At 53.3% G+C, this 23,267-nt stretch carries 20 protein-coding genes and 1 pseudogene; 10 read left to right on the top strand and 11 right to left on the bottom strand.

Annotated elements, in window-relative coordinates; genetic code table 11:
* The first annotated feature begins 78 nt into the window (after positions 1-78).
* Positions 79-474, top strand: coding sequence for an 8-oxo-dGTP diphosphatase MutT (gene mutT / locus J1G48_RS18330; RefSeq protein ID WP_000736053.1), 396 nt, complete (start codon positions 79-81; stop codon positions 472-474).
* 33 nt (positions 475-507) lie between these two features.
* On the opposite strand, the pseudogene J1G48_RS18325 reads toward mutT, so the two are convergent.
* Positions 508-1,496: pseudogene (locus J1G48_RS18325) on the bottom strand (aldo/keto reductase).
* Between the two features lie 85 nt (positions 1,497-1,581).
* Here J1G48_RS18325 and J1G48_RS18320 point away from each other — a divergent pair.
* Positions 1,582-2,523 carry a LysR family transcriptional regulator gene (locus J1G48_RS18320; RefSeq protein WP_001538994.1) on the top strand — a complete coding sequence of 314 codons (942 nt, stop codon included), beginning with the start codon at positions 1,582-1,584 and terminating at the stop codon, positions 2,521-2,523.
* On the opposite strand, the gene yacG is transcribed toward J1G48_RS18320, so the two are convergent.
* From yacG to coaE, 3 genes are read right to left on the bottom strand one after another with little or no spacing between them, the layout of a single operon-like run.
* Positions 2,520-2,711: a DNA gyrase inhibitor YacG gene (gene yacG, locus J1G48_RS18315; protein WP_001286419.1), complete on the bottom strand. Its 192-nt coding sequence runs from the start codon at positions 2,709-2,711 to the stop codon at positions 2,520-2,522. The genes J1G48_RS18320 and yacG overlap by 4 nt on opposite strands.
* 9 nt (positions 2,712-2,720) lie before the next feature.
* Positions 2,721-3,464 carry a cell division protein ZapD gene (zapD, locus tag J1G48_RS18310; RefSeq protein ID WP_000557441.1) on the bottom strand — a complete coding sequence of 248 codons (744 nt, stop codon included), beginning with the start codon at positions 3,462-3,464 and terminating at the stop codon, positions 2,721-2,723.
* On the bottom strand, positions 3,464-4,084 hold the full coding sequence (gene coaE / locus J1G48_RS18305; protein WP_001270913.1) for a dephospho-CoA kinase: 621 nt from the start codon (positions 4,082-4,084) through the stop codon (positions 3,464-3,466). The genes zapD and coaE overlap by 1 nt, the downstream gene beginning before the upstream one ends.
* 225 nt (positions 4,085-4,309) lie before the next feature.
* On the opposite strand from coaE, the gene J1G48_RS18300 reads away from it, so the two are divergent.
* Positions 4,310-5,353 carry a GMP reductase gene (locus J1G48_RS18300; RefSeq protein WP_001217365.1) on the top strand — a complete coding sequence of 348 codons (1,044 nt, stop codon included), beginning with the start codon at positions 4,310-4,312 and terminating at the stop codon, positions 5,351-5,353.
* Between the two features lie 30 nt (positions 5,354-5,383).
* On the opposite strand, the gene hofC is transcribed toward J1G48_RS18300, so the two are convergent.
* The 4 genes from hofC to nadC form a co-directional block, all read right to left on the bottom strand.
* Positions 5,384-6,586: a protein transport protein HofC gene (hofC, locus tag J1G48_RS18295; protein ID WP_000114102.1), complete on the bottom strand. Its 1,203-nt coding sequence runs from the start codon at positions 6,584-6,586 to the stop codon at positions 5,384-5,386.
* Positions 6,576-7,961, bottom strand: coding sequence for a type II secretion system protein GspE (gspE, locus tag J1G48_RS18290; RefSeq protein ID WP_000650595.1), 1,386 nt, complete (start codon positions 7,959-7,961; stop codon positions 6,576-6,578). Before gspE ends, hofC begins: the two co-directional genes overlap by 11 nt.
* 9 nt (positions 7,962-7,970) lie before the next feature.
* A complete protein-coding gene (gene ppdD, locus J1G48_RS18285) occupies positions 7,971-8,408 on the bottom strand; it encodes a prepilin peptidase-dependent pilin (protein WP_000414989.1) in 438 nt (145 codons plus the stop codon).
* A 221-nt stretch (positions 8,409-8,629) separates the two neighbouring features.
* Positions 8,630-9,523 (bottom strand): carboxylating nicotinate-nucleotide diphosphorylase, encoded by an 894-nt coding sequence (gene nadC / locus J1G48_RS18280; protein ID WP_001135135.1) that lies wholly within the window; start codon positions 9,521-9,523, stop codon positions 8,630-8,632.
* An 87-nt stretch (positions 9,524-9,610) separates the two neighbouring features.
* Between nadC and ampD the strand changes: the two genes are divergently transcribed.
* Positions 9,611-10,174: a 1,6-anhydro-N-acetylmuramyl-L-alanine amidase AmpD gene (gene ampD / locus J1G48_RS18275; RefSeq protein ID WP_000936326.1), complete on the top strand. Its 564-nt coding sequence runs from the start codon at positions 9,611-9,613 to the stop codon at positions 10,172-10,174.
* A complete protein-coding gene (ampE, locus tag J1G48_RS18270; protein WP_000172039.1) occupies positions 10,171-11,025 on the top strand; it encodes a beta-lactamase regulator AmpE in 855 nt (284 codons plus the stop codon). The genes ampD and ampE overlap by 4 nt, the downstream gene beginning before the upstream one ends.
* 91 nt (positions 11,026-11,116) lie before the next feature.
* Here the strand turns inward: ampE and J1G48_RS18265 are convergent, their stop codons facing one another.
* The 3 genes from J1G48_RS18265 to aroP all read right to left on the bottom strand — a co-directional run bounded on the left by J1G48_RS18265 (position 11,117) and on the right by aroP (position 15,010).
* Positions 11,117-12,067: a family 43 glycosylhydrolase gene (locus J1G48_RS18265; protein WP_000024766.1), complete on the bottom strand. Its 951-nt coding sequence runs from the start codon at positions 12,065-12,067 to the stop codon at positions 11,117-11,119.
* Positions 12,067-13,473, bottom strand: a complete 1,407-nt coding sequence (locus J1G48_RS18260; protein ID WP_000357537.1) for an MFS transporter — start codon at positions 13,471-13,473, stop codon at positions 12,067-12,069. Before J1G48_RS18260 ends, J1G48_RS18265 begins: the two co-directional genes overlap by 1 nt.
* 163 nt (positions 13,474-13,636) lie before the next feature.
* A complete protein-coding gene (gene aroP / locus J1G48_RS18255; RefSeq protein ID WP_000969487.1) occupies positions 13,637-15,010 on the bottom strand; it encodes an aromatic amino acid transporter AroP in 1,374 nt (457 codons plus the stop codon).
* Between the two features lie 562 nt (positions 15,011-15,572).
* Here aroP and pdhR point away from each other — a divergent pair.
* From pdhR to J1G48_RS18230, 5 genes are all read left to right on the top strand, one after another.
* Positions 15,573-16,337, top strand: coding sequence for a pyruvate dehydrogenase complex transcriptional repressor PdhR (gene pdhR, locus J1G48_RS18250; RefSeq protein ID WP_000331771.1), 765 nt, complete (start codon positions 15,573-15,575; stop codon positions 16,335-16,337).
* Between the two features lie 159 nt (positions 16,338-16,496).
* The gene (gene aceE, locus J1G48_RS18245; protein ID WP_000003851.1) at positions 16,497-19,160 is read left to right on the top strand and encodes a pyruvate dehydrogenase (acetyl-transferring), homodimeric type; all 2,664 of its coding nucleotides are present in this window, start codon (positions 16,497-16,499) and stop codon (positions 19,158-19,160) included.
* 14 nt (positions 19,161-19,174) lie between these two features.
* On the top strand, positions 19,175-21,058 hold the full coding sequence (gene aceF, locus J1G48_RS18240; protein ID WP_000963608.1) for a pyruvate dehydrogenase complex dihydrolipoyllysine-residue acetyltransferase: 1,884 nt from the start codon (positions 19,175-19,177) through the stop codon (positions 21,056-21,058).
* 201 nt (positions 21,059-21,259) lie between these two features.
* Positions 21,260-22,684, top strand: coding sequence for a dihydrolipoyl dehydrogenase (gene lpdA / locus J1G48_RS18235; protein ID WP_001519338.1), 1,425 nt, complete (start codon positions 21,260-21,262; stop codon positions 22,682-22,684).
* A gap of 288 nt (positions 22,685-22,972) precedes the next feature.
* The gene (locus J1G48_RS18230; RefSeq protein WP_000765366.1) at positions 22,973-23,257 is read left to right on the top strand and encodes a hypothetical protein; all 285 of its coding nucleotides are present in this window, start codon (positions 22,973-22,975) and stop codon (positions 23,255-23,257) included.
* Positions 23,258-23,267: the final 10 nt, after the last annotated feature.

Here is a 23,267-nt window from a genome sequence, read left to right as displayed (position 1 = left end):
CGCTACGCTTATTCGGCCTGGCATTGAACACAGATAAAAAGGCGCAGGCGACTGCGCCTTTTTTATGGATGCAACAAGATGAAAAAACTGCAAATCGCGGTTGGGATTATCCGCAACCCGAACGACGAAATTTTTATTACCCAACGCGCCGCTGATGCGCATATGGCGAACAAGCTGGAATTTCCCGGCGGAAAAATTGAAGCCGGCGAAACACCAGAGCAGGCGTTGATCCGGGAGCTACAGGAAGAGGTGGGGATTACGCCAACACAGGTGACACTATTCGACACTCTGGAATATCAATTCCCGGATAGACACATTACGCTGTGGTTTTGGCTGGTTGAACGCTGGGATGGCGAACCGTGGGGGAAAGAAGGACAGCCGGGACGGTGGATCGCGCAGAACGCGTTGAGTACGGACGATTTTCCGCCGGCCAATGAACCGATTATTCGTAAATTACGCCAATTTGCGCTTTAGTGGGGGATCGCAACACGATCCCCATCGATCTTATTAGCGATTTAATGTCGACATAATTTCCGGCCAGTAGCGGGGGCCGGCCGCGGCGTCGTGAGGAAAAACCGCCTCAATTGCCGTCAGCTCCTGCGGGCTTAGGGTCAGTGATAACGCGCCGAGGTTTTCATCCACCCTGGCGCAGTGGCGGGTGCCGGGAATGGGAACGATGTGCCTGTTGCGGGCCAGCAGCCAGGCCAGCGCTAATTGTGCGGGGGTACACTCTTTTTCGCGTGCCATTTGTTTTATTGCTTCAGCCAGACGTAAATTGCGCGAGAAGTTCTCACCCATGAACCTGGGATTTGTGCGACGGAAGTCATTCGCAGCAAAATCTTCTGGCGTTTTAATCGTACCGGTCAGAAATCCGCGTCCCAGCGGGCTGTAAGCGACGAATCCTATACCCAACCGTTCACAGGTGGAAAGTGCTGAAATTTCCGCTTCGCGGGACCAAAGCGAATACTCACTTTGCAGCGCGGTAATAGGGTGAACGTTATGGGCGGTTCCAGCGTTTGCGTTGATGCTTCGGATAGCCCGAGATAACGCACTTTTCCCTCGCGCACCAGGTCCGCCATTGCACCGACAGTCTCTTCTATGGGAACTGATGGATCAACGCGATGTTGATAGTACAGATCGATATGATCGACCCCCAGGCGTTGCAGGCTTTGCTCACAACTACGGCGAACGTACTCCGGTCTGCCATTGACGCCACGCGCCATAGGGTTAGCAGGGTCGAGAACGATACCAAATTTCGTCGCTAAAAATACCCGATCGCGACGATCGGCGATGGCTCTTCCAACTAACCTTTCATTGGTATAAGGGCCATACATATCTGCGGTATCGAGCAGTGTTACCCCCTGATCTAACGCATAATGTAGCGTCTTAATTGAGGTGCTGTCGTCATGAGCGCCGTAAAATGCGCTCATGCCCATACATCCCAGTCCGATGGCTGACACTCGCGGTCCGTTTGCGCCTAATGTACGATATTGCATACTACCTCCATGAGGATATTTTGTGCATGGCAGGCAGTCTATACCTGGCGTATAAGATGAAAAATAGGGGGAATAAGCATGGTTTATGAAGGCTGGCTTAATAATGCGTCATGATGTGATGTCCATATTGCATGCTTTTTGCATGATTGCTGAAAACCATAGCTTCACGCGGGCAGCGGCGCAGTTACATATTTCTACATCGGCGTTAAGTCAGAATATGCGCCAACTGGAGGATGAACTTGGCGTGAAATTGTTGAACCGAACCACCCGGCGTGTCGGTTTGACAGAAGCAGGACATGCCTTTCTTGCCAGTATCAGGCCCGCATTAAACCATATTGATGAGGCGATGGAACATGCCCGCCAGAGCCGCGATATACCCGGAGGGACATTACGCCTGACCGTACCGCGCACGGCGGCTACGCTTCTGTTACAACCTAATCTCGCCGGTTTCATGCGCGATTATCCCGATATTCGGCTGGATATCGATGTGAATGACGGTTTTGTGGATTTAATTAACGAACGCTTTGATGCCGGTATTCGCTTTGGCGATGCGGTACAACTTGATATGAATGTCGTTCCGCTCGGTGATGTTTTACGCCCGGCGATCGTAGCATCCCCTGCATACCTTGCGCGTTTTGGCACGCCGCTGCACCCTCAGGAACTCATCAATCACCGCTGCCTTTGCCATCGTTTTACGCGTGAGAGCGGGCTATATCGGTGGGAGTTTGTTCACGGAGCGCAACGGCTGGAAATTACGCCGGAAGCCGCGTTAATGGTGAATGATAAAGCGTTGCGTCTCTCCGCCGCGCGTGATGGGGCAGGGCTAACCTATGTTTTTGAACAGGATGTCCACGAAGACTTACAGGATGGGCGGTTGTGTTCCGTACTTGAGGAGTGGCTGCCTGCGGCGGACCGGTTTTATTTGTATTATCCCGGCCGCGCGCATATGGCGCCAAAACTACGCGTATTTATTGATTATTTTTGTCATAAGGCGATATTGCCGTCTCAACAGAGCCATCACCGTTAGCGCTCTTCGCTCCAGTCGTCGCTATCAGACTGGTCGCCGCTGCTGGCGATTCGTTTCTCTTCGGCGGCCCATTCGCCCAAATCAATTAACTGACAGCGTTTAGAACAAAATGGGCGGAAGGGGCTAATTTCCCCCCAGACGACCGGTTTACCGCAGGTCGGACAGTTTACGACGGTCACGTCAGACATTTTTACTCCTTAGCAACAGGCCAGTTCAAAATCAAGACGCTCCGGCACCAGACCATTTTCACTATCCAGCGGCATAAAGCGAATGGCAAAACGGCTCTTATGGCCGGAAATTTGCGGATAAAGTTGTGAATCGAGCGTCAGCATAAGACGCAGCAAATCGGCGTCGTCCCCGTTATCCTGATAAAAACCGTTCAGGCTGGTTTGCTTACGGAAAGGCGCTGAATTACGGATCAGATCAAGCACCAGCGTCAGCGCCTGGGTGAGGGGATTCAGGCTGGCAAGCCAGCTTTCAATCTGGGCGTCGCGCTGCGCCTGTTGTAGGTGTAACCAGATATGCAGAGTGGGTAAATCGAAACTGCAACAGCCGCCAGGAATACTTAAGCGTTGACGCACAAGGGCAATCAAGCGATCTTCGCGTAGCTGCTGGCCAATCCTCGGGGCGGAGATCAGCACGCTGCCCGCGGATTTTAACTGCTGGCGCAGGGCTTCAATACGGTCTTGATCGACGCCGGGAACCTCAACCCAGGCCTGTAATTTACGCTGCTGGCGCTCCAGTTCTTTCAGCAGTTCGGTACGGACTTCGCCCCGTTCGAATACATCCAGTAGATCGCTGATGTTACGGAAAAAATGCAGTGCGCCAGCATGGTCTGCAATTGGCAGGTTGATGGAGAGCTGTTGGATTAAAAACTCTATGCGCAGCCACGTACGCATCTTCTCATTGAGAGGGTGTTCAAATAGGACCTGGGTGTGCATTACGGTTTTTCCTGTGAGACAAACTGCGACGCGAGCTTAAGATAACTGGCGTGCAGGCGGGCCACATCTGATGCGATAGCATCCGGTGCGCCGTTATTATCAATAACATCGTCCGCCACGGCAAGGCGCGCTTCACGCGTCGCCTGCGCAGCGAGAATGTGTTCAACATGCTCGCGCGTAACATCATCACGCTGCATTGTGCGTATGAGCTGCGTTTCGGGCGTCACGTCAACCACCAGTACGCGGTTGGCTTTTTGATACAGCCTGTTTTCAACCAGCAGAGGCACAACCCATAACACATAGGGCGACGTAGCCTGTTGAAACTGTCGTTGGGTTTCCTGCTGAATTAAGGGATGAAGCAGAGCGTTAAGCCAGGCTTTTTCTTCCGGATGCGAAAAAATACGCTCACGCAGCGCCCGGCGACGTAACGTGCCGTCGGCGGCGATAAGTTCAGAACCAAAATGTTCCGCTATTGCGTTCAGGGCGGGCTGCCCTGGCTCAACCATCTGGCGCGCAATAATATCCGCGTCGATGACGGTTATTCCGAGGTCAGCGAAGGCATCAGCGACGGTACTTTTACCGCTGCCAATACCGCCGGTTAAGGCTACGGTATACCTCATATCTCCAGCTTCCGGAATTTTAGTTTGACAATCAAAAGGTTAAATTTTAAGCATGCAAAGACGATACGCTCTGAGCATTAACCTACTATTCGCTAGGTAAATTTATGGGATTGTAACGTAAAAAAAGAGAATTTCGCAGTCTTGTACGGCCATGATTAGTGCGTATGATAGCGTCACTGGAGTTGTGAGTTTCGATTTTTCGCCATTAACCCCAGGAATCCGTACATGCGTATTGAAGAAGATCTGAAGTTAGGTTTCAAAGACGTTCTTATCCGTCCTAAGCGTTCTACCCTCAAAAGCCGTTCCGATGTCGAACTGGAACGTCAATTCACCTTTAAACACTCAGGTCAGACCTGGTCTGGCGTACCGATTATTGCGGCCAATATGGATACCGTCGGGACGTTTGAAATGGCGCAAGCATTGGCCGGGTTTGATATTCTGACTGCTGTACATAAACATTATACCGTTGAAGAGTGGGCAGCTTTTATCAACACGGCTTCGGCTGATGTTCTGAAGCATGTGATGGTTTCCACCGGGACCTCTGATGCTGATTTCGAAAAAACCGTGCAGATTCTGGCGCTGAATCCTGCGCTGAACTTTGTCTGTATTGATGTGGCCAATGGCTATTCAGAACATTTTGTGCAGTTCGTCGCGAAAGCACGTGAAGCATGGCCGACAAAAACAATCTGCGCAGGCAATGTGGTAACGGGCGAGATGTGCGAAGAGCTTATCCTCTCCGGCGCCGATATCGTGAAAGTGGGAATTGGTCCCGGCTCCGTATGCACGACGCGTGTAAAAACTGGCGTTGGTTATCCGCAACTGTCGGCGGTTATCGAATGTGCTGACGCGGCGCATGGCCTGGGCGGCATGATCGTCAGCGATGGCGGCTGCACCATGCCAGGCGACGTAGCAAAAGCCTTCGGCGGCGGCGCGGATTTCGTTATGTTGGGCGGCATGCTGGCGGGTCACGAAGAGAGCGGCGGCAGCGTGGTAGAAGAGAACGGCGAGAAATTTATGCTGTTCTACGGCATGAGTTCGGAATCTGCGATGAACCGTCATGTCGGCGGCGTTGCGAAATACCGCGCGGCAGAAGGTAAAACGGTTAAATTGCCGCTGCGTGGGCCGGTGGGCAATACCGCCCGCGATATCCTGGGCGGTCTACGCTCAGCCTGCACTTATGTCGGCGCGTCTCGCCTGAAAGAGTTGACCAAACGCACCACCTTTATTCGGGTGCAGGAACAAGAAAACCGCATTTTCAATAGCCTCTAATATTCTGGCTGGCGTAAATGTGCGCCAGCCTTATCCCATCCCGCTCATCGCGTCTCCCAAATGAAAAATCGGCAAATACATCGCCACCACCAGCGTACCGATAATTAAGCCGGTGATGATCAATAACGCCGGTTCCAACAGCGACGCCAGATTATCGGCCAGCGCCAGCGTAGATTCACTGTGGTGACGGGCAAGGTTATGCAGCATGATATCGAGTGAGCCGGACGCTTCGCCCGTTCTGACCAGTTGCAGGCATAGTGGACTAAATTCCTGGGTATTTTTTAGCGCCAACCAGACCGGATTGCCCGCGGCGATCTCCTGATGTACCTGCGTTAAACGCTGTGACCAGTAAGGGCAGCCGAGACTCTCGATAGCGCTTTCCAGTCCCTGAAGAAAAGGAATGCCTGCGCTTTGGGTTAATGCCAGTACGGTGAATATTTGCGCTAGTTTCTGGCCTCTTATCAGGCGACCCATAACGGGAAGCCGTAGCAGAAGACGCTGCCGCTGCGCTTGCCAGGACGGCTTTTGTTTTACCCTGCGGTGAGCGATAGCAACGAGCATCGTCAGGAACAAGATGAGCCAACCCCATGCCGACCCCCATTGCGCTATCGCAATAATACCGCGCGTCAGAAGAGGAAGCGGGGTATTGAAGCTACGGTAAATGGCGGCAAATTCCGGCAGGACAAAGTGCAGCATGGCGAAAACGACCAGGGCGGCCATTGTTAGAATAATTGCGGGATAGCGCAGCGCCTTTTTCACGCTAACCGTAATCTGCCGTTGCGCTTTTTGCTGACGGGCCAGTTCAAAGCAGCATTCGGCCAGTTTGCCGGTCAGTTCTCCGGTGCGGATCATCGTCTGGTAGAGCGGCGGAAATACCTGCGGCCAGGAGACTAATGCGCTGGAAAAAGGGACGCCCTGTTCAAGCTCGTGAGCCAGCGTGCGCAACAGCGCTTGCCATTGTCGGTGGGGATGCTGTTTCGCAAGGAGTTCCAGCCCTTCTGAAAGCGTCAGCCCGGCATGAATGAGCGTGGCCAACTGATGAATAATTTCAGCGCTTTGCTCTTCTTTCCACAGTGCGGCGTTAACGCCTATGCGCTTGATGCGAAGCGGCATAATGCGCTGATGTTGCAGGGTGATGATCAGCGCCAGACGATTGTCCACCCATACAACGTCTTGTTCCAGTTGACCTTTATCGTTAACGCCTTGCCAGCGCCAGAGCTGTTTAACGCTCATGGGGCATTCCCAGAACGCGCAGTATCTCTTCAAAGGACGTCATGCCTTGCTCAACGGCGCGACAGCCATTTTCAAAAAGCGTCCCTGTACCGGTCTGTTGGAGGTGGGCTTCCAGTGCTTGCGCCGATGCGCCGCTCGCAATTAACTGACGTAATGCCGGGGTAACGGTTAACACTTCGAATAACGCGGTTCGGCCATAAAAGCCGTGGTAGCAATGCTGACAGCCGTTTGCCTGCCAGCGCGGTAGCGCGCTGGGCCAAAGATTGGGCGATAGCACTACGGGATCGCTCAGGCGCTGTTTGCAGTGCGGGCAAAGCTTCCTTACCAGGCGTTGCGCTACCACCAGCGTAAGCGCCGATGAGATCATCCAGCGTGCTACGCCCATTTGCTGCAAACGTATCAGGGTTTCACTGGTGGAGTTCGTATGTAGCGTTGAAAGTACCAGATGGCCCGTTTGTGCCGCCTTAATGGCGATTTCTGCGGTGTCGCCGTCACGAATTTCACCTACCATGATGATGTCAGGGTCCTGGCGTAATAGCGCACGCAGCACATTTTGAAAGGTGAGCCCGGCGCGGGGATGGATCTGCGTCTGGTTAATCCCATCCAGTGGAATTTCTATCGGATCCTCAACGCTACAGAGGTTGATACCCGGCGTATTCCGGGTTTGTAGCGCGCTGTATAGCGTGACCGTTTTTCCGCTACCGGTGGGGCCAGTCACCAGTACCAGCCCCTGAGGTTGCTGTAGGGCTTGTCTAAAAGCGGTAAGTTGTGCCCCGTACATGCCCAGCGTGTCCAGATCCAGCGTTTGTTCAACCTGATGCAACAACCGTAAGACGACTTTTTCGCCTTCTTTACAGGGAAGCGTGGCGATACGAAAAGAGATGCTGTCGCCCGCCAGGTCAACGGTAAATTGCCCGTCCTGCGGCAGTCGATGTTCAGCGATGTCCAAATTTCCCAGGACTTTCAATCTGGCCGTCAGCGCAAGCCCCGTCTCTTTGGCGATGTCCTGCAGAATATGAAGAACGCCGTCGATGCGGAGTCTTATTCGGTAGCGGCTGGCGCCGGGTTCGAGATGGATATCAGAGGCGCGTTTCGCCATCGCCGAGCGTAATGTCTGATTGAGAAGCTGGGCTGCGGTTTCTCCGCCTTTCGCGGCGTTTGCCGAGGGTGCCTGATCCGGCTTATGCCGATGATTTTCCATTTGCTGGCGAGTCCAGCACACAATATCAATCTGTTTTTGCGTGGCGAAATGCAGAGCGTCCAGTAACGCATGAGAGGGCGCGTCGACCACCGCAACAGTGATACTGTTGCTGGCGCTATTGATCAGTACAGCCTGATGACGTTGACACAAGGTGTTGAGCTGAGCGTCTTTCATCTTGTCTCCTTAGTTGGCGTCAAAACGGAAGACATCTTCACAAGCCTGTTGTAACGCGCTGTCGCTTTGAATATTGCAGTTACGCGTCCAGCCAGTAATGCCGTTAGCATTGTCCCAGGCGGGCGTCATGATGACGCTAAGCCCGCTCAGACTCTCCTGGCCGGTAAGCGTGATGACGCCTTTTTCCACGCTCATGCCCGAAACATAACGGGTGATGACGGGCGAGGGGATACCGTTGACGCCCGCATCGCATGTGCTCGTCCCACCATGTTCCAGAGCGCAGAGTTCGACGGCAGTACGGTAGGGGACAAACGTTTGCAACATATCCGTCAGCGCCGCTTTACGCAGATAGTTCTGGTAAGCCGGAATGCCAATGGCGCTTAAAATGGCGATGATGCCAATAACGACCATCAGTTCGATAAGCGTGAAACCGCGTTGTTTTTCCATTGTTCGCTCCTTGAGTTAGCTGGCGCTACTGTGGCAAACGCGGGAAGAGCGGGCGAGCGGCAAAAGGTAAAACGGGAAGGCGGATTCTGAAGATTTTCGCTGCGTTACATGACACGGCAACGTTATTGCGAGGCGCTACGAATGTTTTACCGAATAATGACGCGGATCTACGGACAGGTGATTTATAGACCCGACGGCGCAGCGCCATCGGGTGGAGAGGATCAGCAAAAACGCATGGAGAGATCGAGCGCGCGCACGTGCTTGGTCAGCGCGCCAACGGAGATGAAATCCACCCCGGTTTCAGCAAATTCGCGTAAGGTTTCCGCGGTGACGTTGCCGGATACTTCCAGCCGCGCCTGGCCGTTGACGCGTTTCACCGCCTCGCGCATCTGGTCGGTGTTGAAATTATCCAGCATGATGATATCCGCGCCTGCTTTCAGCGCATCGTCCAGTTCATCCAGATTTTCGACCTCGACTTCTACCGGCACGTCCGGATGTAGCCAGAACGCTTTTTCCACCGCCTGACGAACCGAACCGGAGGCGATGATATGGTTTTCTTTAATCAGGAACGCGTCAGTGAGGCCCAGACGATGATTGGCGCCGCCGCCGCATAAAACCGCATATTTGAGCGCGGTGCGCAGACCCGGCAGCGTTTTACGCGTGTCGAGCAACTGGGTTTGGGTGCCAGCCAACAGTCCAACGTAGCGGCGTACTTCACTGGCGACGCCGGAAAGGGTCTGGACAAAGTTTAGCGCCGTGCGCTCGCCGGTCAACAATACGCGAGCCGGGCCGTTCAGTTCAAACACTGTTTGGTTGGCGTGAATGGCGTCGCCGTCATCGACATGCCAGGTGAGGCGCACATCATCGCCCGCCAGTTGGATGAAGACCTCTTCAACCCAGCGCTTGCCGCAGAAAACGCCGTCTTCACGAGTGATCACCGTGGCATGGGCTTGCGTATCTGCCGGCAAAAGTTGCGCGGTGATATCGTTGCCAGCATCGACTTCTCCACCTAAATCTTCACGCAGCGCCTGAGCAACGGCGGCAGGGATATCGAGATTAATGCGTTCCAGTAGCGCGTCACGTCGGTCGTCTGGGTTATAACGGCGAGGCGGCATGATAAAACTCCAAATTGCTAACGAATCATAAGGTAGAAACATGCTACTCTGAAGCAGCTATAAGCACCACTCAAAAGGAGACTCCGCATGTTGCCAGATAAGGGTTGGTTAGTAGAGGCGCGACGCGTCCCTTCTCCGCATTATGATTGCCGTCCGGATGACGAAAAACCGTCCTTGCTGGTGGTGCATAATATTAGCCTGCCCCCCGGCGAGTTTGGCGGTCCGTGGATCGATGCATTATTCACCGGAACGATAGATCCAGACGCCCATCCTTTTTTTGCAGAAATCGCTCATCTTCGTGTTTCGGCCCATTGTCTGATTCGTCGCGACGGTGAAATCGTCCAGTATGTGCCTTTTGATAAGCGTGCGTGGCATGCGGGCGTATCAAACTATCAGGGGCGGGAACGTTGTAATGATTTCTCCATTGGTATTGAGCTGGAGGGGACAGATACGCTGGCTTATACCGATGCGCAGTATCAGCAGCTAGCCGCCGTGACGCGCACGCTTATCGCTTGCTATCCGGCGATCGCCGACAATATGACCGGACACTGCAACATTGCGCCTGACCGCAAAACGGACCCTGGCCCTGCCTTTGACTGGCCGCGCTTTCGCGCTTTGGTAGCCCTCTCGTCGCACAAGGAGATGACATGACGCTGTTTACGACATTACTGGTGCTGATTGTCGAGCGCCTGTTTAAGCTGGGCGAGCACTGGCAGCTCGATCATCGGCTGGAGGCGCTATTCCGTCGGATTACGCATTTTTCGATGTTGCGCACGATGGGAATGACGGCGATCGCGATGGTGGTGACTTTTCTACTGCTCCAGGCGTTAAAAGGGCTGCTATTTAACGTGCCGACGCTGGTGGTGTGGATTCTCCTGGGCGTGCTGTGTATCGGCGCGGGCAAAGTGCGAGTACATTATCACGCCTGGCTGAAAGCGGCGTCCCGTAACGATCCGCATCCTTGCGAGGCGATGGCCAGCGAGCTTACGCTGATTCACGGCGTGCCGCCGGATTGTAATGAGCGTGAGTTTTTGCGTGAGCTGCAAAATGCGTTGTTATGGATAAATTTCCGTTTTTACCTCGCACCGCTATTTTGGTTTATCGTTGGCGGTCCATGGGGGCCGGTAACGCTGGTGGGCTATGCGTTTTTACGGGCCTGGCAGACTTGGCTGGCGCGCTATCAGACGCCGCACCAACGTTTGCAATCCGGCATTGACGCTATTCTTCATGTGCTGGACTGGATTCCGGTACGTCTGGCGGGCGTAGTGTATGCATTACTGGGGCATGGCGAGAAAGCGTTGCCGGCCTGGTTTGCCTCGCTGGCGGATCTGCATACTTCGCAGTATCAGGTGCTCACACGTCTGGCGCAGTTCTCACTGGCGCGCGAACCGCATACTGACAAAGTAGAAACCCCCAAAGCGGCGGTATCAATGGCGAAGAAGGCCTCGTTTGTGGTGGTGGTGATTATTGCGTTGCTCACCATTTATGGGGCATTAGTGTAGCGTTGTGCCGATGGCGCTAACGCTTATGCTGCCTACAATGGAAAAATCTGTAGGCCCGGTAAGCGCTAGCGCCACCGGGCAGTGCAACGGCTTAGATCGTATCGGCTGGCGGCACGCCAAAATCAGGCATCCCGTTTTCGTCCCAGCGCACCCGTTTCAGACGCGTATGGCGGTTGGGATCGTACAACGGATCGCCTTCAATTTCGGTGTAATTTCTCGCGTGGTACACCAGTACATCTTCACCTTCCGGCGTTTGCGTAAAGCTGTTATGTCCCGGCCCATACTGGCGATTTTCATAGCTGGTGGTAAAGACCGGGCGCGGTGATTTATGCCAGTTGGCCGGATCGCGCGGATCGTCGTTTACGTTAATCCACAGTAATCCCATACAGTAGTTTTCATCGGTGGCGCTGGCCGAATAGCTGATAAACAGCTTGTCGCCATGCACCACGACGGCCGGACCTTCGTTAACCCAAAAACCCCGACACTCCCAGTCGTACTCTGGCTTACTGAGTCTTACCGGCTCGCCTTTAATCGTCCACGGATTTTCCAGTTCAGCCAGATAAATATTTGAGTTACCGGCAATATCCGGCGCTTTTTGCGCCCACAGATACCACTGCTTTCCCTGATGATAAAAAGTGGTGGCATCGAGGGCGAAGGTATCAAACGGTGTTTTAATTTGACCTTTCTCCGTCCACTTGCCGGTGAGTGGGTCGGCATCGGCGCACTCCAGGGCAAACATGCGATGCTGGAAAATTCCCAGCTTATCAAGCGCTTGAGTATGGGTAGCGGCAAAATAGATGTACCACTTGCCGTTGATGCGGTGCATTTCCGGTGCCCAGATGAGCTGGCTCATCGGGCCACTTTCCGGTTTGCGCCAGACGACAACGGGGTCGGCGGCGCGCAACCCTTCCAGCGAATCAGCCCGGCGGATTTCCAGCCTGTCATATTCCGGTACGGAGGCAATAAAGTAGTAATCGCTGCCGTCGCGTAAAATAAACGGATCGGCACGTTGTTCAATAAACGGGTTTGGCCAGTTTGCCATCAGGCTTTCCTTACGCTTTCAGCGGCTTTGAGGTCCTGCAACTCACTCAATTCGCGGTAATTAGTGCGACGTTTTTCCAAATCGTCCTGGATTTTTTTCATCAGTTCACGGTCAACTTTCAGCAGACGTACCACGCCTGCGGTAATCAGATAGCCAACGCCGGGGATAACGGTAAACAACAGCATAATACCGTTCATCGCCGAGGCGCTTTGCGCTTTGGCGCTGGCGTCATAACCGTACCAGGAGAGCAAAAAGCCGACCATCGCCCCGGCAATCGCCAGGCCCAGTTTCAGGAAGAACAGATTACCGGAGAAGCTAATACCGGTAATGCGTTTGCCGGTTTTCCATTCGCCGTAATCATCGACGTCCGCCATCAGCGACCAGTGCAACGGGGAAGGGATCTGATGCAGAATATTGAGCAGGAAGTAGAGCGCCACTATCATCACGGTAGCTTTCGGATCAAAGAAATAGAACGCGCAGGAGAAAATCGCCAGCGCGATATTGGTCCAGAAAAATACCTTCAATTTACACCAGCGATCGGTTAAGACTTTTGCCAGCATACTGCCGATCATCATACCGACCACGCCAAGGCTAATAAAAAGCGTAGCGAAATGGGTGCTTTGTCCCATCACCCAGGTGACGTAATACATGGTCGCCGCCATACGGATAAACCCCGGGCAGACGTTACATAAGGTCAATAGCAGAATGCGTACCCATTGATCGTTTTTCCACACGTCTTTGAAATCATTCTTCATATCATCGTGCGTCGGAACGGCAGGGCGAACGCGTTCGCGGACGCTGGCAAAGCAGAACAGAAACATACCCATGCCGATAATCGCCAGCACGGTCATCGCCAACTGATAGCCTTTGGCTTTGTCGCCGCCGCCAAACCAGTCCACCATCGGCAATAGCGTTAACGATAGCAACAGCGTCGCGATGCCGACTAACACGAAGCGATAAGCCTGACAGGCCACGCGCTCTTTTGGATCGTTGGTGATCACGCCGCCCAGTGAGCAATAGGGAATATTGATGGCGGTGTAGGTCACGGAAAGCAGAAAATAGGTGACGAAAGCATAGACAACTTTGCTGTTATAGCCCCAGTCCGGCGTCGTGAACATCAGCACGCTGAACAGCGCGTAGGGAAATGCAATCCACAGTAGCCAGGGGCGGAAACGACCATATTTACTTTGGGTACGATCGGCAAGCGCGCCCATCACCGGATCGGTAACGGCATCGATAACGCGTACTGAAAGGAGTAAAACACCGACTAACGCCGGGGCAAGACCAAAAATATCCGTATAAAAGTAATTAACAAACAGCATGATAGCGCCAAAAATAATGTTACATCCGGCGTCACCCATGCCATACCCGATTTTCTCTCTTACCGAAAGTCTGCCCTTATCCATTGAGACTTCTCCCCATCAGATGATGGCGGTAATTATTCGCCTGCGAGCTTTTTTTTGCGTAGCAGGATCACGCCGCTGATATGGATAAAATGGTTATACGTGGGAAACTGTGAGGCAGATAACACCCTCCCCGGACGGGGAGGGCGGAAAAGTAACGTCACGATCAGTGGGCTTTCACCGTTTTTGCCGTTTTTTCTTTACACAGATAGCCGACGCCCAGGATAAGCAGCCATACCGGAATCAGCCACACGGAGATCGCCATACCTGGCGTCATCAGCATAATGATCAATACCGCCGCCATAAACAGCAGGCAGAGAACGTTGCCGAACGGATAAAACAGGGCCGGGAAGCGGGTTTTCACGCCCTGCTGCTGTTTCGCGCGACGGAACATCATATGGGCAAGGCTAATCATCGCCCAGTTAATGACCAGCGCGGAGACCACCAGCGCCATCAGCAGTCCGAATGCGGACTCTGGGGCCAGGTAGTTGAGCAGCACGCACAACGCAGTCACGACGGCGGAAACCAAAATGGAGCTCACCGGCACGCCGCGTTTGTCGACGTTCAGCAGCGCTTTCGGCGCATTTCCCTGCTGGGCCAGACCGAACAGCATACGGCTGTTGCAGTAAACGCAGCTGTTATAAACCGATAGCGCGGCGGTGAGAACCACGATATTCAGCGCATTGGCGACAAACGTATCGCCCAGCTCATGGAAGATAAGGACAAACGGGCTGGTATCGGCGGTGACGCGAGTCCATGGCAGCAGCGAAAGCAGAACCGCCAGCGAGCCGATATAAAAAATCAGGATGCGATAGATAACCTGATTGGTAGCTTTGGGAATGCTCTGTTCCGGGTTATCGGCTTCAGCGGCGGTGATCCCTACCAGCTCCAGTCCGCCGAAAGAAAACATAATAATGGCCATCATCATCACCAGCCCGGTCCAGCCATGCGGCAGAAAGCCGCCCTGTTCCCACAGGTTGCGCACGGTGGCCTGCGGACCAGCGGTATCGCTGAAGAGTAACCACGCGCCGAACAGAATCATAGCGATGACGGCGATCACTTTAATAATGGCGAACCAAAACTCCATCTCACCGAACACTTTAACGTTGGTCAGGTTGATGGCGTTGATAATCACAAAGAAGGCTGCCGCAGAAGCCCAGGTGGGGATCTCCGGATACCAGAACTGGATATATTTACCCACTGCGGTCAGTTCCGCCATGGCAACTAATACGTACAGCACCCAGTAGTTCCAGCCGGAAGCGAATCCGGCAAAGCCGCCCCAGTATTTATAGGCGAAGTGGCTAAAAGAGCCGGCGACCGGTTCTTCAACCACCATCTCCCCCAGCTGGCGCATAATCAGAAAGGCAATAAAGCCTGCAATCGCATAGCCCAGGATAATTCCTGGCCCCGCCGACTGAATAACGGAGGCGCTTCCCAGGAACAAGCCTGTCCCTATCGCGCCGCCCAATGCGATAAGCTGAATATGGCGGTTTTTCAGGCCGCGCTTGAGCTGCTCGCCGTGCTGCTGACTGTCCATTATAAAACCTCGTGTATCGAGCGCGGTTTATTCATAACGCGCTTATTTTGAACGATGCAGTAGTGCGTGTGTAAGTTTGCAATTCCGCTTTTTGTATTGATTTATTTACAGATTCGTTTTTTTAAATGTCACTTCAACTCTTTCGTCTTGATCAGAATAATGGTATGTGGCCGCGAATGCACCTGCTTTGTGCAGGGGTGATGACGAGTTGCGTAAAAAGAAAGCACTTGTAAATACCTCCTTTTATTTTCCCTTACAGATGTTAATTTGTTTTTATTCATTATTTATGCATAAAAATGCATTTAATCTACTGTTGAATCGGTTCAGATGAGATTTTTTATCGTTTCAAATACGTTAAATCTACCTCCAGGTGGGTAAATTTAACATTTGTGCACAGTTACAGTTTTGAAACATGATTTCTGTAAAATTGTTAAAATGTGCCTCCTTTACTGATTTCAATCAAAACCTGTATGGACAGAAGGTGAATACTTTGTTACTTTAGCGTCACAGACATGAAATTGGTAAGACCAATTGACTCCGGGCAAATGGCTTAAGACAGGAAATCATGGCCTACAGCAAAATCCGCCAACCAAAACTCTCCGATGTGATCGAGCAGCAGCTGGAGTTTTTAATCCTTGAGGGAACATTGCGTCCCGGAGAAAAACTCCCACCGGAACGTGAACTGGCAAAACAGTTCGACGTCTCCCGTCCCTCCTTGCGCGAGGCGATTCAACGTCTCGAAGCGAAGGGATTGTTGCTTCGTCGTCAGGGCGGCGGAACCTTCGTGCAGAGCAGCCTGTGGCAGAGCTTTAGCGACCCGCTGGTGGAACTGCTCTCCGATCACCCTGAATCCCAGTTTGACCTGCTCGAAACGCGCCATGCTCTGGAAGGCATTGCGGCTTATTACGCGGCGCTGCGCAGCACCGATGAAGATAAAGACCGTATTCGCGAGCTGCACCACGCTATTGAGCTGGCGCAAGAGTCCGGCGATCTGGATGCCGAGTCCGAAGCCGTGCTCCAGTATCAAATCGCCGTCACCGAAGCGGCGCACAACGTGGTATTGCTTCATCTGCTAAGGTGTATGGAGCCGATGCTGGCGCAAAACGTGCGGCAGAACTTCGAATTGCTGTATGCGCGTCGGGAGATGCTGCCGCTGGTGAGTACGCATCGCACCCGTATATTTGAAGCCATTATGGCCGGAAAACCAGAAGAAGCGCGTGAAGCGTCACACCGACATCTGGCGTTTATCGAAGAGATTATGCTGGACAGAAGCCGTGAGGAGAGCCGTCGTGAACGCGCTTTACGCCGCCTGGAACAGCGCAAGAATTAGTTTTTTCTGGCAGAACGTTAACCAGAAGATGTTGTGAATAACGCGCAAAAATGTGCGCGGCAACTAAACGCAGAACCTGTCTTATTAAGCTTTCTGACGAAAGTTTAATGGGACAGGTTCCAGATAACTCAACGTATTAGATAGATAAGGAATACCCCCATGTCAGAACGTTTCCAAAATGACGTGGATCCGATCGAAACTCGCGACTGGCTACAGGCGATCGAATCGGTCATCCGTGAAGAAGGTGTTGAGCGCGCTCAGTATCTGATTGACCAACTGCTTTCTGAAGCTCGTAAAGGCGGCGTGAAAGTCGCGGCAGGCGCAGGGGCCAGTAATTACATCAACACTATTGCCGTTGAAGACGAACCGGAATACCCGGGTAATCTGGAGCTGGAACGTCGCATTCGTTCTGCGATCCGCTGGAACGCCATCATGACCGTGCTGCGCGCGTCTAAAAAAGACCTTGAGTTGGGCGGCCACATGGCGTCCTTCCAGTCTTCCGCCACGATCTATGATGTCTGTTTTAACCATTTCTTCCGTGCGCGCAACGAACAGGATGGCGGCGACCTGGTGTACTTCCAGGGCCACATCTCTCCGGGCATCTACGCTCGCGCGTTCCTGGAAGGTCGTCTGACCCAGGAACAGATGGATAACTTCCGTCAGGAAGTTCACGGCAATGGCCTCTCTTCCTATCCGCACCCGAAACTGATGCCGGAATTCTGGCAGTTCCCGACCGTCTCTATGGGGCTGGGCCCAATCGGTGCTATCTACCAGGCGAAATTCCTGAAATATCTGGAACACCGTGGCCTGAAAGATACCTCTAAACAGACCGTTTACGCCTTCCTCGGCGACGGCGAGATGGATGAGCCGGAATCCAAAGGCGCGATCACCATCGCCACCCGTGAAAAACTGGACAACCTGGTCTTTGTTATCAACTGTAACCTGCAGCGTCTTGATGGCCCGGTCACCGGTAACGGCAAGATTGTTAACGAACTGGAAGGCATCTTTGCAGGTGCTGGCTGGAACGTTATTAAAGTCATGTGGGGCGGTCGTTGGGATGAACTGCTGCGTAAAGACACCAGCGGTAAGCTTATCCAGCTGATGAACGAAACCGTTGACGGCGACTACCAGACCTTCAAATCCAAAGACGGCGCTTACGTACGTGAGCACTTCTTCGGTAAATATCCTGAAACCGCCGCGCTGGTGGCCGACTGGACTGACGAGCAGATTTGGGCGCTGAACCGCGGTGGTCACGATCCGAAGAAAGTCTACGCGGCACTGAAAAAAGCGCAGGAAACCAAAGGCAAAGCGACGGTAATCCTGGCCCATACCATTAAAGGTTACGGCATGGGCGACACCGCGGAAGGTAAAAACATCGCTCACCAGGTTAAGAAAATGAACATGGACGGCGTGCGTTACGTCCGCGATCGTTTCAACGTGCCGGTTGCCGATGCTGATCTCGAAAAACTGCCGTACATTACCTTCCCGGAAGGTTCTGAAGAACACAAATACCTGCATGAACGCCGTCAGGCGCTGCATGGCTACCTGCCAAGCCGTCAGCCGAACTTCACCGAGAAGTTAGAGCTGCCTCAACTTTCAGATTTCGGCGCGCTGCTGGAAGAGCAAAGCAAAGAGATTTCCACCACTATCGCTTTCGTGCGTGCCCTGAACGTGATGCTGAAGAACAAGTCGATCAAAGATCGCCTGGTGCCGATCATCGCCGACGAAGCGCGTACTTTCGGTATGGAAGGTCTGTTCCGTCAGATTGGTATCTACAGCCCGAACGGCCAGCAGTACACCCCGCAGGACCGTGAGCAGGTTGCTTACTACAAAGAAGACGAGAAAGGCCAGATTCTGCAGGAAGGTATCAACGAGCTGGGCGCAGGCGCATCCTGGCTGGCTGCGGCGACCTCTTATAGCACCAACGATCTGCCGATGATCCCGTTCTATATTTACTACTCTATGTTCGGGTTCCAGCGTATCGGCGACCTGTGCTGGCAGGCTGGCGACCAGCAGGCTCGCGGCTTCCTGATCGGCGGGACTTCCGGTCGTACAACGCTGAACGGCGAAGGTCTGCAGCACGAAGATGGTCACAGCCACATTCAGTCGCTGACTATCCCGAACTGTATCTCTTACGACCCGGCTTACGCCTATGAAGTGGCTGTCATCATGCATGATGGTCTGGAGCGTATGTACGGTGAGAAACAAGAGAACGTTTACTACTACATCACCACCCTGAACGAAAACTACCACATGCCGGCCATGCCAGCAGGTGCCGAGGAAGGTATCCGTAAAGGTATCTACAAACTCGAAACCCTTGAAGGTAGCAAAGGTAAAGTTCAGCTGCTGGGCTCCGGTTCTATCCTGCGTCACGTGCGTGAAGCGGCAGAGATCCTGGCGAAAGACTACGGCGTAGGTTCTGACGTGTACAGCGTAACCTCCTTCACCGAACTGGCGCGTGATGGTCAGGATTGTGAGCGCTGGAACATGCTGCACCCGCTGGAAACCCCGCGCGTACCGTACATCGCTCAGGTGATGAACGACGCTCCGGCAGTGGCATCTACTGACTATATGAAACTGTTCGCCGAGCAGGTTCGTACTTACGTACCGGCTGACGACTATCGCGTACTGGGTACGGATGGCTTCGGTCGTTCCGACAGCCGTGAGAACCTGCGTCACCACTTCGAAGTTGATGCTTCTTATGTGGTTGTTGCAGCGCTGGGCGAACTGGCTAAACGTGGCGAAATCGACAAGAAAGTGGTAGCGGATGCGATTACCAAATTCAACATCGATGCAGATAAAGTTAACCCGCGTCTGGCGTAAGAGGTAAAAGAATAATGGCTATCGAAATCAAAGTACCGGACATCGGGACAGATGAAGTTGAAATCACCGAGATTCTGGTCAAAGTGGGCGACAAAGTGGAAGCTGAACAGTCGCTGATCACCGTAGAAGGCGACAAAGCCTCTATGGAAGTCCCGTCTCCGCAGGCTGGCGTCGTGAAAGAGATCAAAGTCTCTGTCGGCGACAAAACCGAGACCGGTGCACTTATCATGATTTTCGATTCCGCCGACGGTGCAGCTGACGCTGCGCCTGCTCAGGCAGAAGAGAAGAAAGAAGCGACTCCGGCAGCAGCACCTGCTGCGGCAGCGGCGAAAGACGTTCACGTTCCGGATATCGGCAGTGACGAAGTTGAAGTGACTGAAGTGATGGTGAAAGTGGGCGACACCGTTGAAGCTGAACAGTCGCTGATCACCGTCGAAGGCGACAAGGCCTCTATGGAAGTGCCGGCGCCGTTCGCGGGCACCGTGAAAGAGATCAAAGTGAACACCGGTGATAAAGTGTCTACCGGCTCACTGATTATGGTCTTCGAAGTGGCGGGCGCAGCGCCTGCCGCAGCACCAGCGAAAGCGGAAGCCGCTCCGGCTGCTCCAGCAGCAGCGACGGGCGTGAAAGACGTTAACGTACCGGATATCGGCGGCGACGAAGTTGAAGTCACCGAAGTGATGGTCAAAGTCGGCGATAAAGTTGCCGCTGAACAGTCGCTGATCACCGTCGAAGGCGACAAGGCCTCTATGGAAGTTCCTGCGCCGTTCGCGGGCACCGTGAAAGAAATCAAAATCAGCACCGGCGATAAAGTGAAAACCGGTTCTCTGATTATGGTCTTCGAAGTAGAAGGCGCAGCGCCTGCGGCCGCTCCGGCTAAACAGGAAGCGGCGGCACCGGCTCCGGCGGCGAAAGCTGAGAAGCCTGCTGCCCCGGCTGCCAAAGCGGAAGGCAAATCTGAGTTCGCTGAAAACGACGCTTACGTTCACGCTACCCCGCTGATTCGCCGCCTGGCGCGCGAGTTTGGCGTAAACCTGGCGAAAGTGAAAGGCACCGGTCGTAAAGGCCGTATTCTGCGCGAAGACGTTCAGGCTTACGTGAAAGACGCAATCAAACGCGCGGAAGCTGCACCGGCTGCTGCGGGCGGTGGTATCCCGGGTATGCTGCCGTGGCCGAAAGTGGACTTCAGCAAGTTTGGTGAAGTTGAAGAAGTGGAACTGGGCCGTATCCAGAAAATCTCTGGCGCGAACCTGAGCCGTAACTGGGTGATGATCCCGCACGTTACGCACTTCGACAAAACCGATATCACCGATCTGGAAGCGTTCCGTAAACAGCAGAACGCCGAAGCTGAGAAGCGCAAACTGGATGTGAAATACACGCCAGTGGTCTTCATCATGAAAGCGGTTGCCGCTGCTCTGGAACAGATGCCGCGCTTCAACAGCTCTCTGTCCGAAGACGGTCAGCGTCTGACCCTGAAAAAATACATCAACATCGGCGTGGCGGTTGATACCCCGAATGGCCTGGTGGTTCCGGTCTTTAAAGACGTGAATAAGAAGAGCGTGACCGAGCTGTCTCGTGAACTGACCACCATCTCCAAAAAAGCGCGTGATGGTAAGCTGACCGCTGGCGAAATGCAGGGTGGTTGCTTCACTATCTCCAGCATCGGCGGCCTGGGAACTACCCACTTTGCGCCGATTGTCAACGCGCCGGAAGTGGCTATCCTCGGCGTTTCTAAGTCGGCGATGGAACCGGTGTGGAATGGGAAAGAGTTTGTGCCGCGTCTGATGATGCCTATCTCTCTTTCTTTCGACCACCGTGTGATCGATGGTGCTGATGGTGCGCGTTTCATTACCATTATCAACAATATGTTGTCTGACATTCGCCGTCTGGTGATGTAAGCGAAAAAGCCGGCCCGACGGCCGGCTTTTTTTTGATAATCTCATGTATTTTGTGAGGTTATTAGCGAAAGCGATAATTCGTGATCCGTTTGTTGTTTCAAAATTGTTAACAATTTTGTAAGATACGGGCGGATAGAACGACCCGGTGGATGATGGGCGATCAAGTACCCCGGACCGCCGGATACAAATAAAGAGGTCATGATGAGTACTGAAATCAAAACTCAGGTCGTGGTACTTGGGGCGGGCCCGGCAGGCTATTCTGCCGCTTTCCGTTGCGCTGATTTAGGTCTGGAAACCGTAATTGTAGAACGCTACAACACCCTTGGCGGTGTTTGTCTGAACGTCGGCTGTATCCCTTCTAAAGCGCTGCTGCACGTAGCAAAAGTTATCGAAGAAGCCAAAGCGCTGGCTGAACACGGTATCGTCTTCGGTGAGCCGAAAACCGATATCGACAAGATTCGTACCTGGAAAGAGAAAGTGATCACGCAGCTGACCGGCGGTCTGGCGGGTATGGCCAAAGGCCGTAAAGTGAAAGTGGTCAACGGTCTGGGTAAATTCACCGGGGCGAACACCCTGGAAGTGGAAGGCGAAAACGGCAAAACCGTGATCAACTTCGACAACGCGATCATCGCGGCAGGTTCTCGTCCGATCCAATTACCGTTTATTCCGCATGAAGACCCGCGCGTATGGGATTCTACCGACGCTCTGGAACTGAAAGAAGTACCGAAGCGTATGCTGGTCATGGGCGGCGGTATCATCGGTCTGGAAATGGGGACCGTATACCACGCGCTGGGTTCAGAGATTGACGTGGTTGAAATGTTCGACCAGGTTATCCCGGCGGCTGATAAAGACATCGTTAAAGTCTTCACCAAGCGCATCAGCAAGAAATTCAACCTGATGCTGGAAACCAAAGTGACTGCCGTTGAAGCGAAAGAAGACGGTATCTACGTTTCGATGGAAGGCAAAAAAGCCCCGGCTGAAGCGCAGCGTTATGATGCGGTTCTGGTGGCGATTGGTCGTGTGCCGAACGGTAAAAACCTCGACGCGGGCAAAGCTGGCGTGGAAGTTGACGACCGTGGCTTTATCCGCGTCGACAAACAGCTGCGCACCAACGTGCCGCACATCTTCGCTATCGGCGATATCGTCGGCCAGCCGATGCTGGCGCATAAAGGCGTTCACGAAGGCCACGTTGCCGCTGAAGTTATCGCCGGGAAGAAACACTACTTCGATCCGAAAGTTATCCCGTCTATCGCGTACACCGAGCCAGAAGTGGCATGGGTTGGCCTGACCGAGAAAGAAGCGAAAGAAAAAGGCATCAGCTATGAAACCGCCACCTTCCCGTGGGCAGCTTCTGGCCGTGCTATCGCTTCTGACTGTGCAGACGGTATGACCAAACTGATTTTCGACAAAGAATCTCACCGCGTGATCGGCGGGGCGATTGTCGGCACCAACGGCGGCGAGCTGCTGGGTGAAATCGGTCTGGCGATCGAAATGGGCTGTGACGCGGAAGACATCGCGCTGACCATTCATGCGCACCCGACTCTGCACGAGTCCGTCGGTCTGGCTGCTGAAGTGTTCGAAGGTAGTATTACCGACCTGCCGAACCCGAAAGCGAAGAAGAAATAATCTTCTGTAGGTGGCAATGCGCCACCCGATACAAAAAAGCGGCTTTACAGCCGCTTTTTTTATGCATGGCAAATCAGATGTGTCAAATGATGGCGAAGGATAACGAAACCGCAAAATTTATCGTTTCCGCAGCAGTACGTTTTTCAAAGCTTATGCCGTCGGTAGTGCCTTTGTCTGTCATTTTCGACCAACTAATTGTTTCATAAGAAATACCTCTCCTTACTTTGTCATCATCCTGAAATTGGTAACTCTATAAAATAATAGTGAGCTAATTATGAGGTTTGATATATGAAACTTTTTCTGACAACAGCAGCGCTAACTGCGACCTTGATTTCCGGCATGACATTTGCCAGCGATCCCGTCATCCCCTGGGCGACTAACAGCGGCGGTACGGAAAGCACGCATATTGCGGCAATGGGCGAGGATTTGAATGCGCAGCATCAGCAGATCACCCACACGCATGAAGGCGTATGGGCGGCCAATTCCGGCAGCATTCAGGCTGATGAAGCCGCGCTGACCAGCAACAAGCCGCCGGTACAAGGCCACCCGGAATTGATGCCGCATCAGGGCTAATGATCACGGC

Origin of the sequence: Salmonella sp. SAL-020 (assembly GCF_017372215.1) — a bacterium.
GTDB classification, from domain to species: domain Bacteria; phylum Pseudomonadota; class Gammaproteobacteria; order Enterobacterales; family Enterobacteriaceae; genus Salmonella; species Salmonella enterica.
This window is presented reverse-complemented; position numbering and strand designations above follow the sequence as displayed.

Coding starts and splice junctions, on each gene's coding strand:
- mutT (WP_000736053.1), top strand. CDS start 79: ATGAAAAAACTGCAAATCGCGGTTGGGATTATCCGCAACCCGAACGAC.
- J1G48_RS18320 (WP_001538994.1), top strand. CDS start 1,582: ATGAAGGCTGGCTTAATAATGCGTCATGATGTGATGTCCATATTGCAT.
- yacG (WP_001286419.1), bottom strand. CDS start 2,711: ATGTCTGACGTGACCGTCGTAAACTGTCCGACCTGCGGTAAACCGGTC.
- zapD (WP_000557441.1), bottom strand. CDS start 3,464: ATGCACACCCAGGTCCTATTTGAACACCCTCTCAATGAGAAGATGCGT.
- coaE (WP_001270913.1), bottom strand. CDS start 4,084: ATGAGGTATACCGTAGCCTTAACCGGCGGTATTGGCAGCGGTAAAAGT.
- J1G48_RS18300 (WP_001217365.1), top strand. CDS start 4,310: ATGCGTATTGAAGAAGATCTGAAGTTAGGTTTCAAAGACGTTCTTATC.
- hofC (WP_000114102.1), bottom strand. CDS start 6,586: ATGAGCGTTAAACAGCTCTGGCGCTGGCAAGGCGTTAACGATAAAGGT.
- gspE (WP_000650595.1), bottom strand. CDS start 7,961: ATGAAAGACGCTCAGCTCAACACCTTGTGTCAACGTCATCAGGCTGTA.
- ppdD (WP_000414989.1), bottom strand. CDS start 8,408: ATGGAAAAACAACGCGGTTTCACGCTTATCGAACTGATGGTCGTTATT.
- nadC (WP_001135135.1), bottom strand. CDS start 9,523: ATGCCGCCTCGCCGTTATAACCCAGACGACCGACGTGACGCGCTACTG.
- ampD (WP_000936326.1), top strand. CDS start 9,611: ATGTTGCCAGATAAGGGTTGGTTAGTAGAGGCGCGACGCGTCCCTTCT.
- ampE (WP_000172039.1), top strand. CDS start 10,171: ATGACGCTGTTTACGACATTACTGGTGCTGATTGTCGAGCGCCTGTTT.
- J1G48_RS18265 (WP_000024766.1), bottom strand. CDS start 12,067: ATGGCAAACTGGCCAAACCCGTTTATTGAACAACGTGCCGATCCGTTT.
- J1G48_RS18260 (WP_000357537.1), bottom strand. CDS start 13,473: ATGGATAAGGGCAGACTTTCGGTAAGAGAGAAAATCGGGTATGGCATG.
- pdhR (WP_000331771.1), top strand. CDS start 15,573: ATGGCCTACAGCAAAATCCGCCAACCAAAACTCTCCGATGTGATCGAG.
- aceE (WP_000003851.1), top strand. CDS start 16,497: ATGTCAGAACGTTTCCAAAATGACGTGGATCCGATCGAAACTCGCGAC.
- aceF (WP_000963608.1), top strand. CDS start 19,175: ATGGCTATCGAAATCAAAGTACCGGACATCGGGACAGATGAAGTTGAA.
- lpdA (WP_001519338.1), top strand. CDS start 21,260: ATGAGTACTGAAATCAAAACTCAGGTCGTGGTACTTGGGGCGGGCCCG.
- J1G48_RS18230 (WP_000765366.1), top strand. CDS start 22,973: ATGAAACTTTTTCTGACAACAGCAGCGCTAACTGCGACCTTGATTTCC.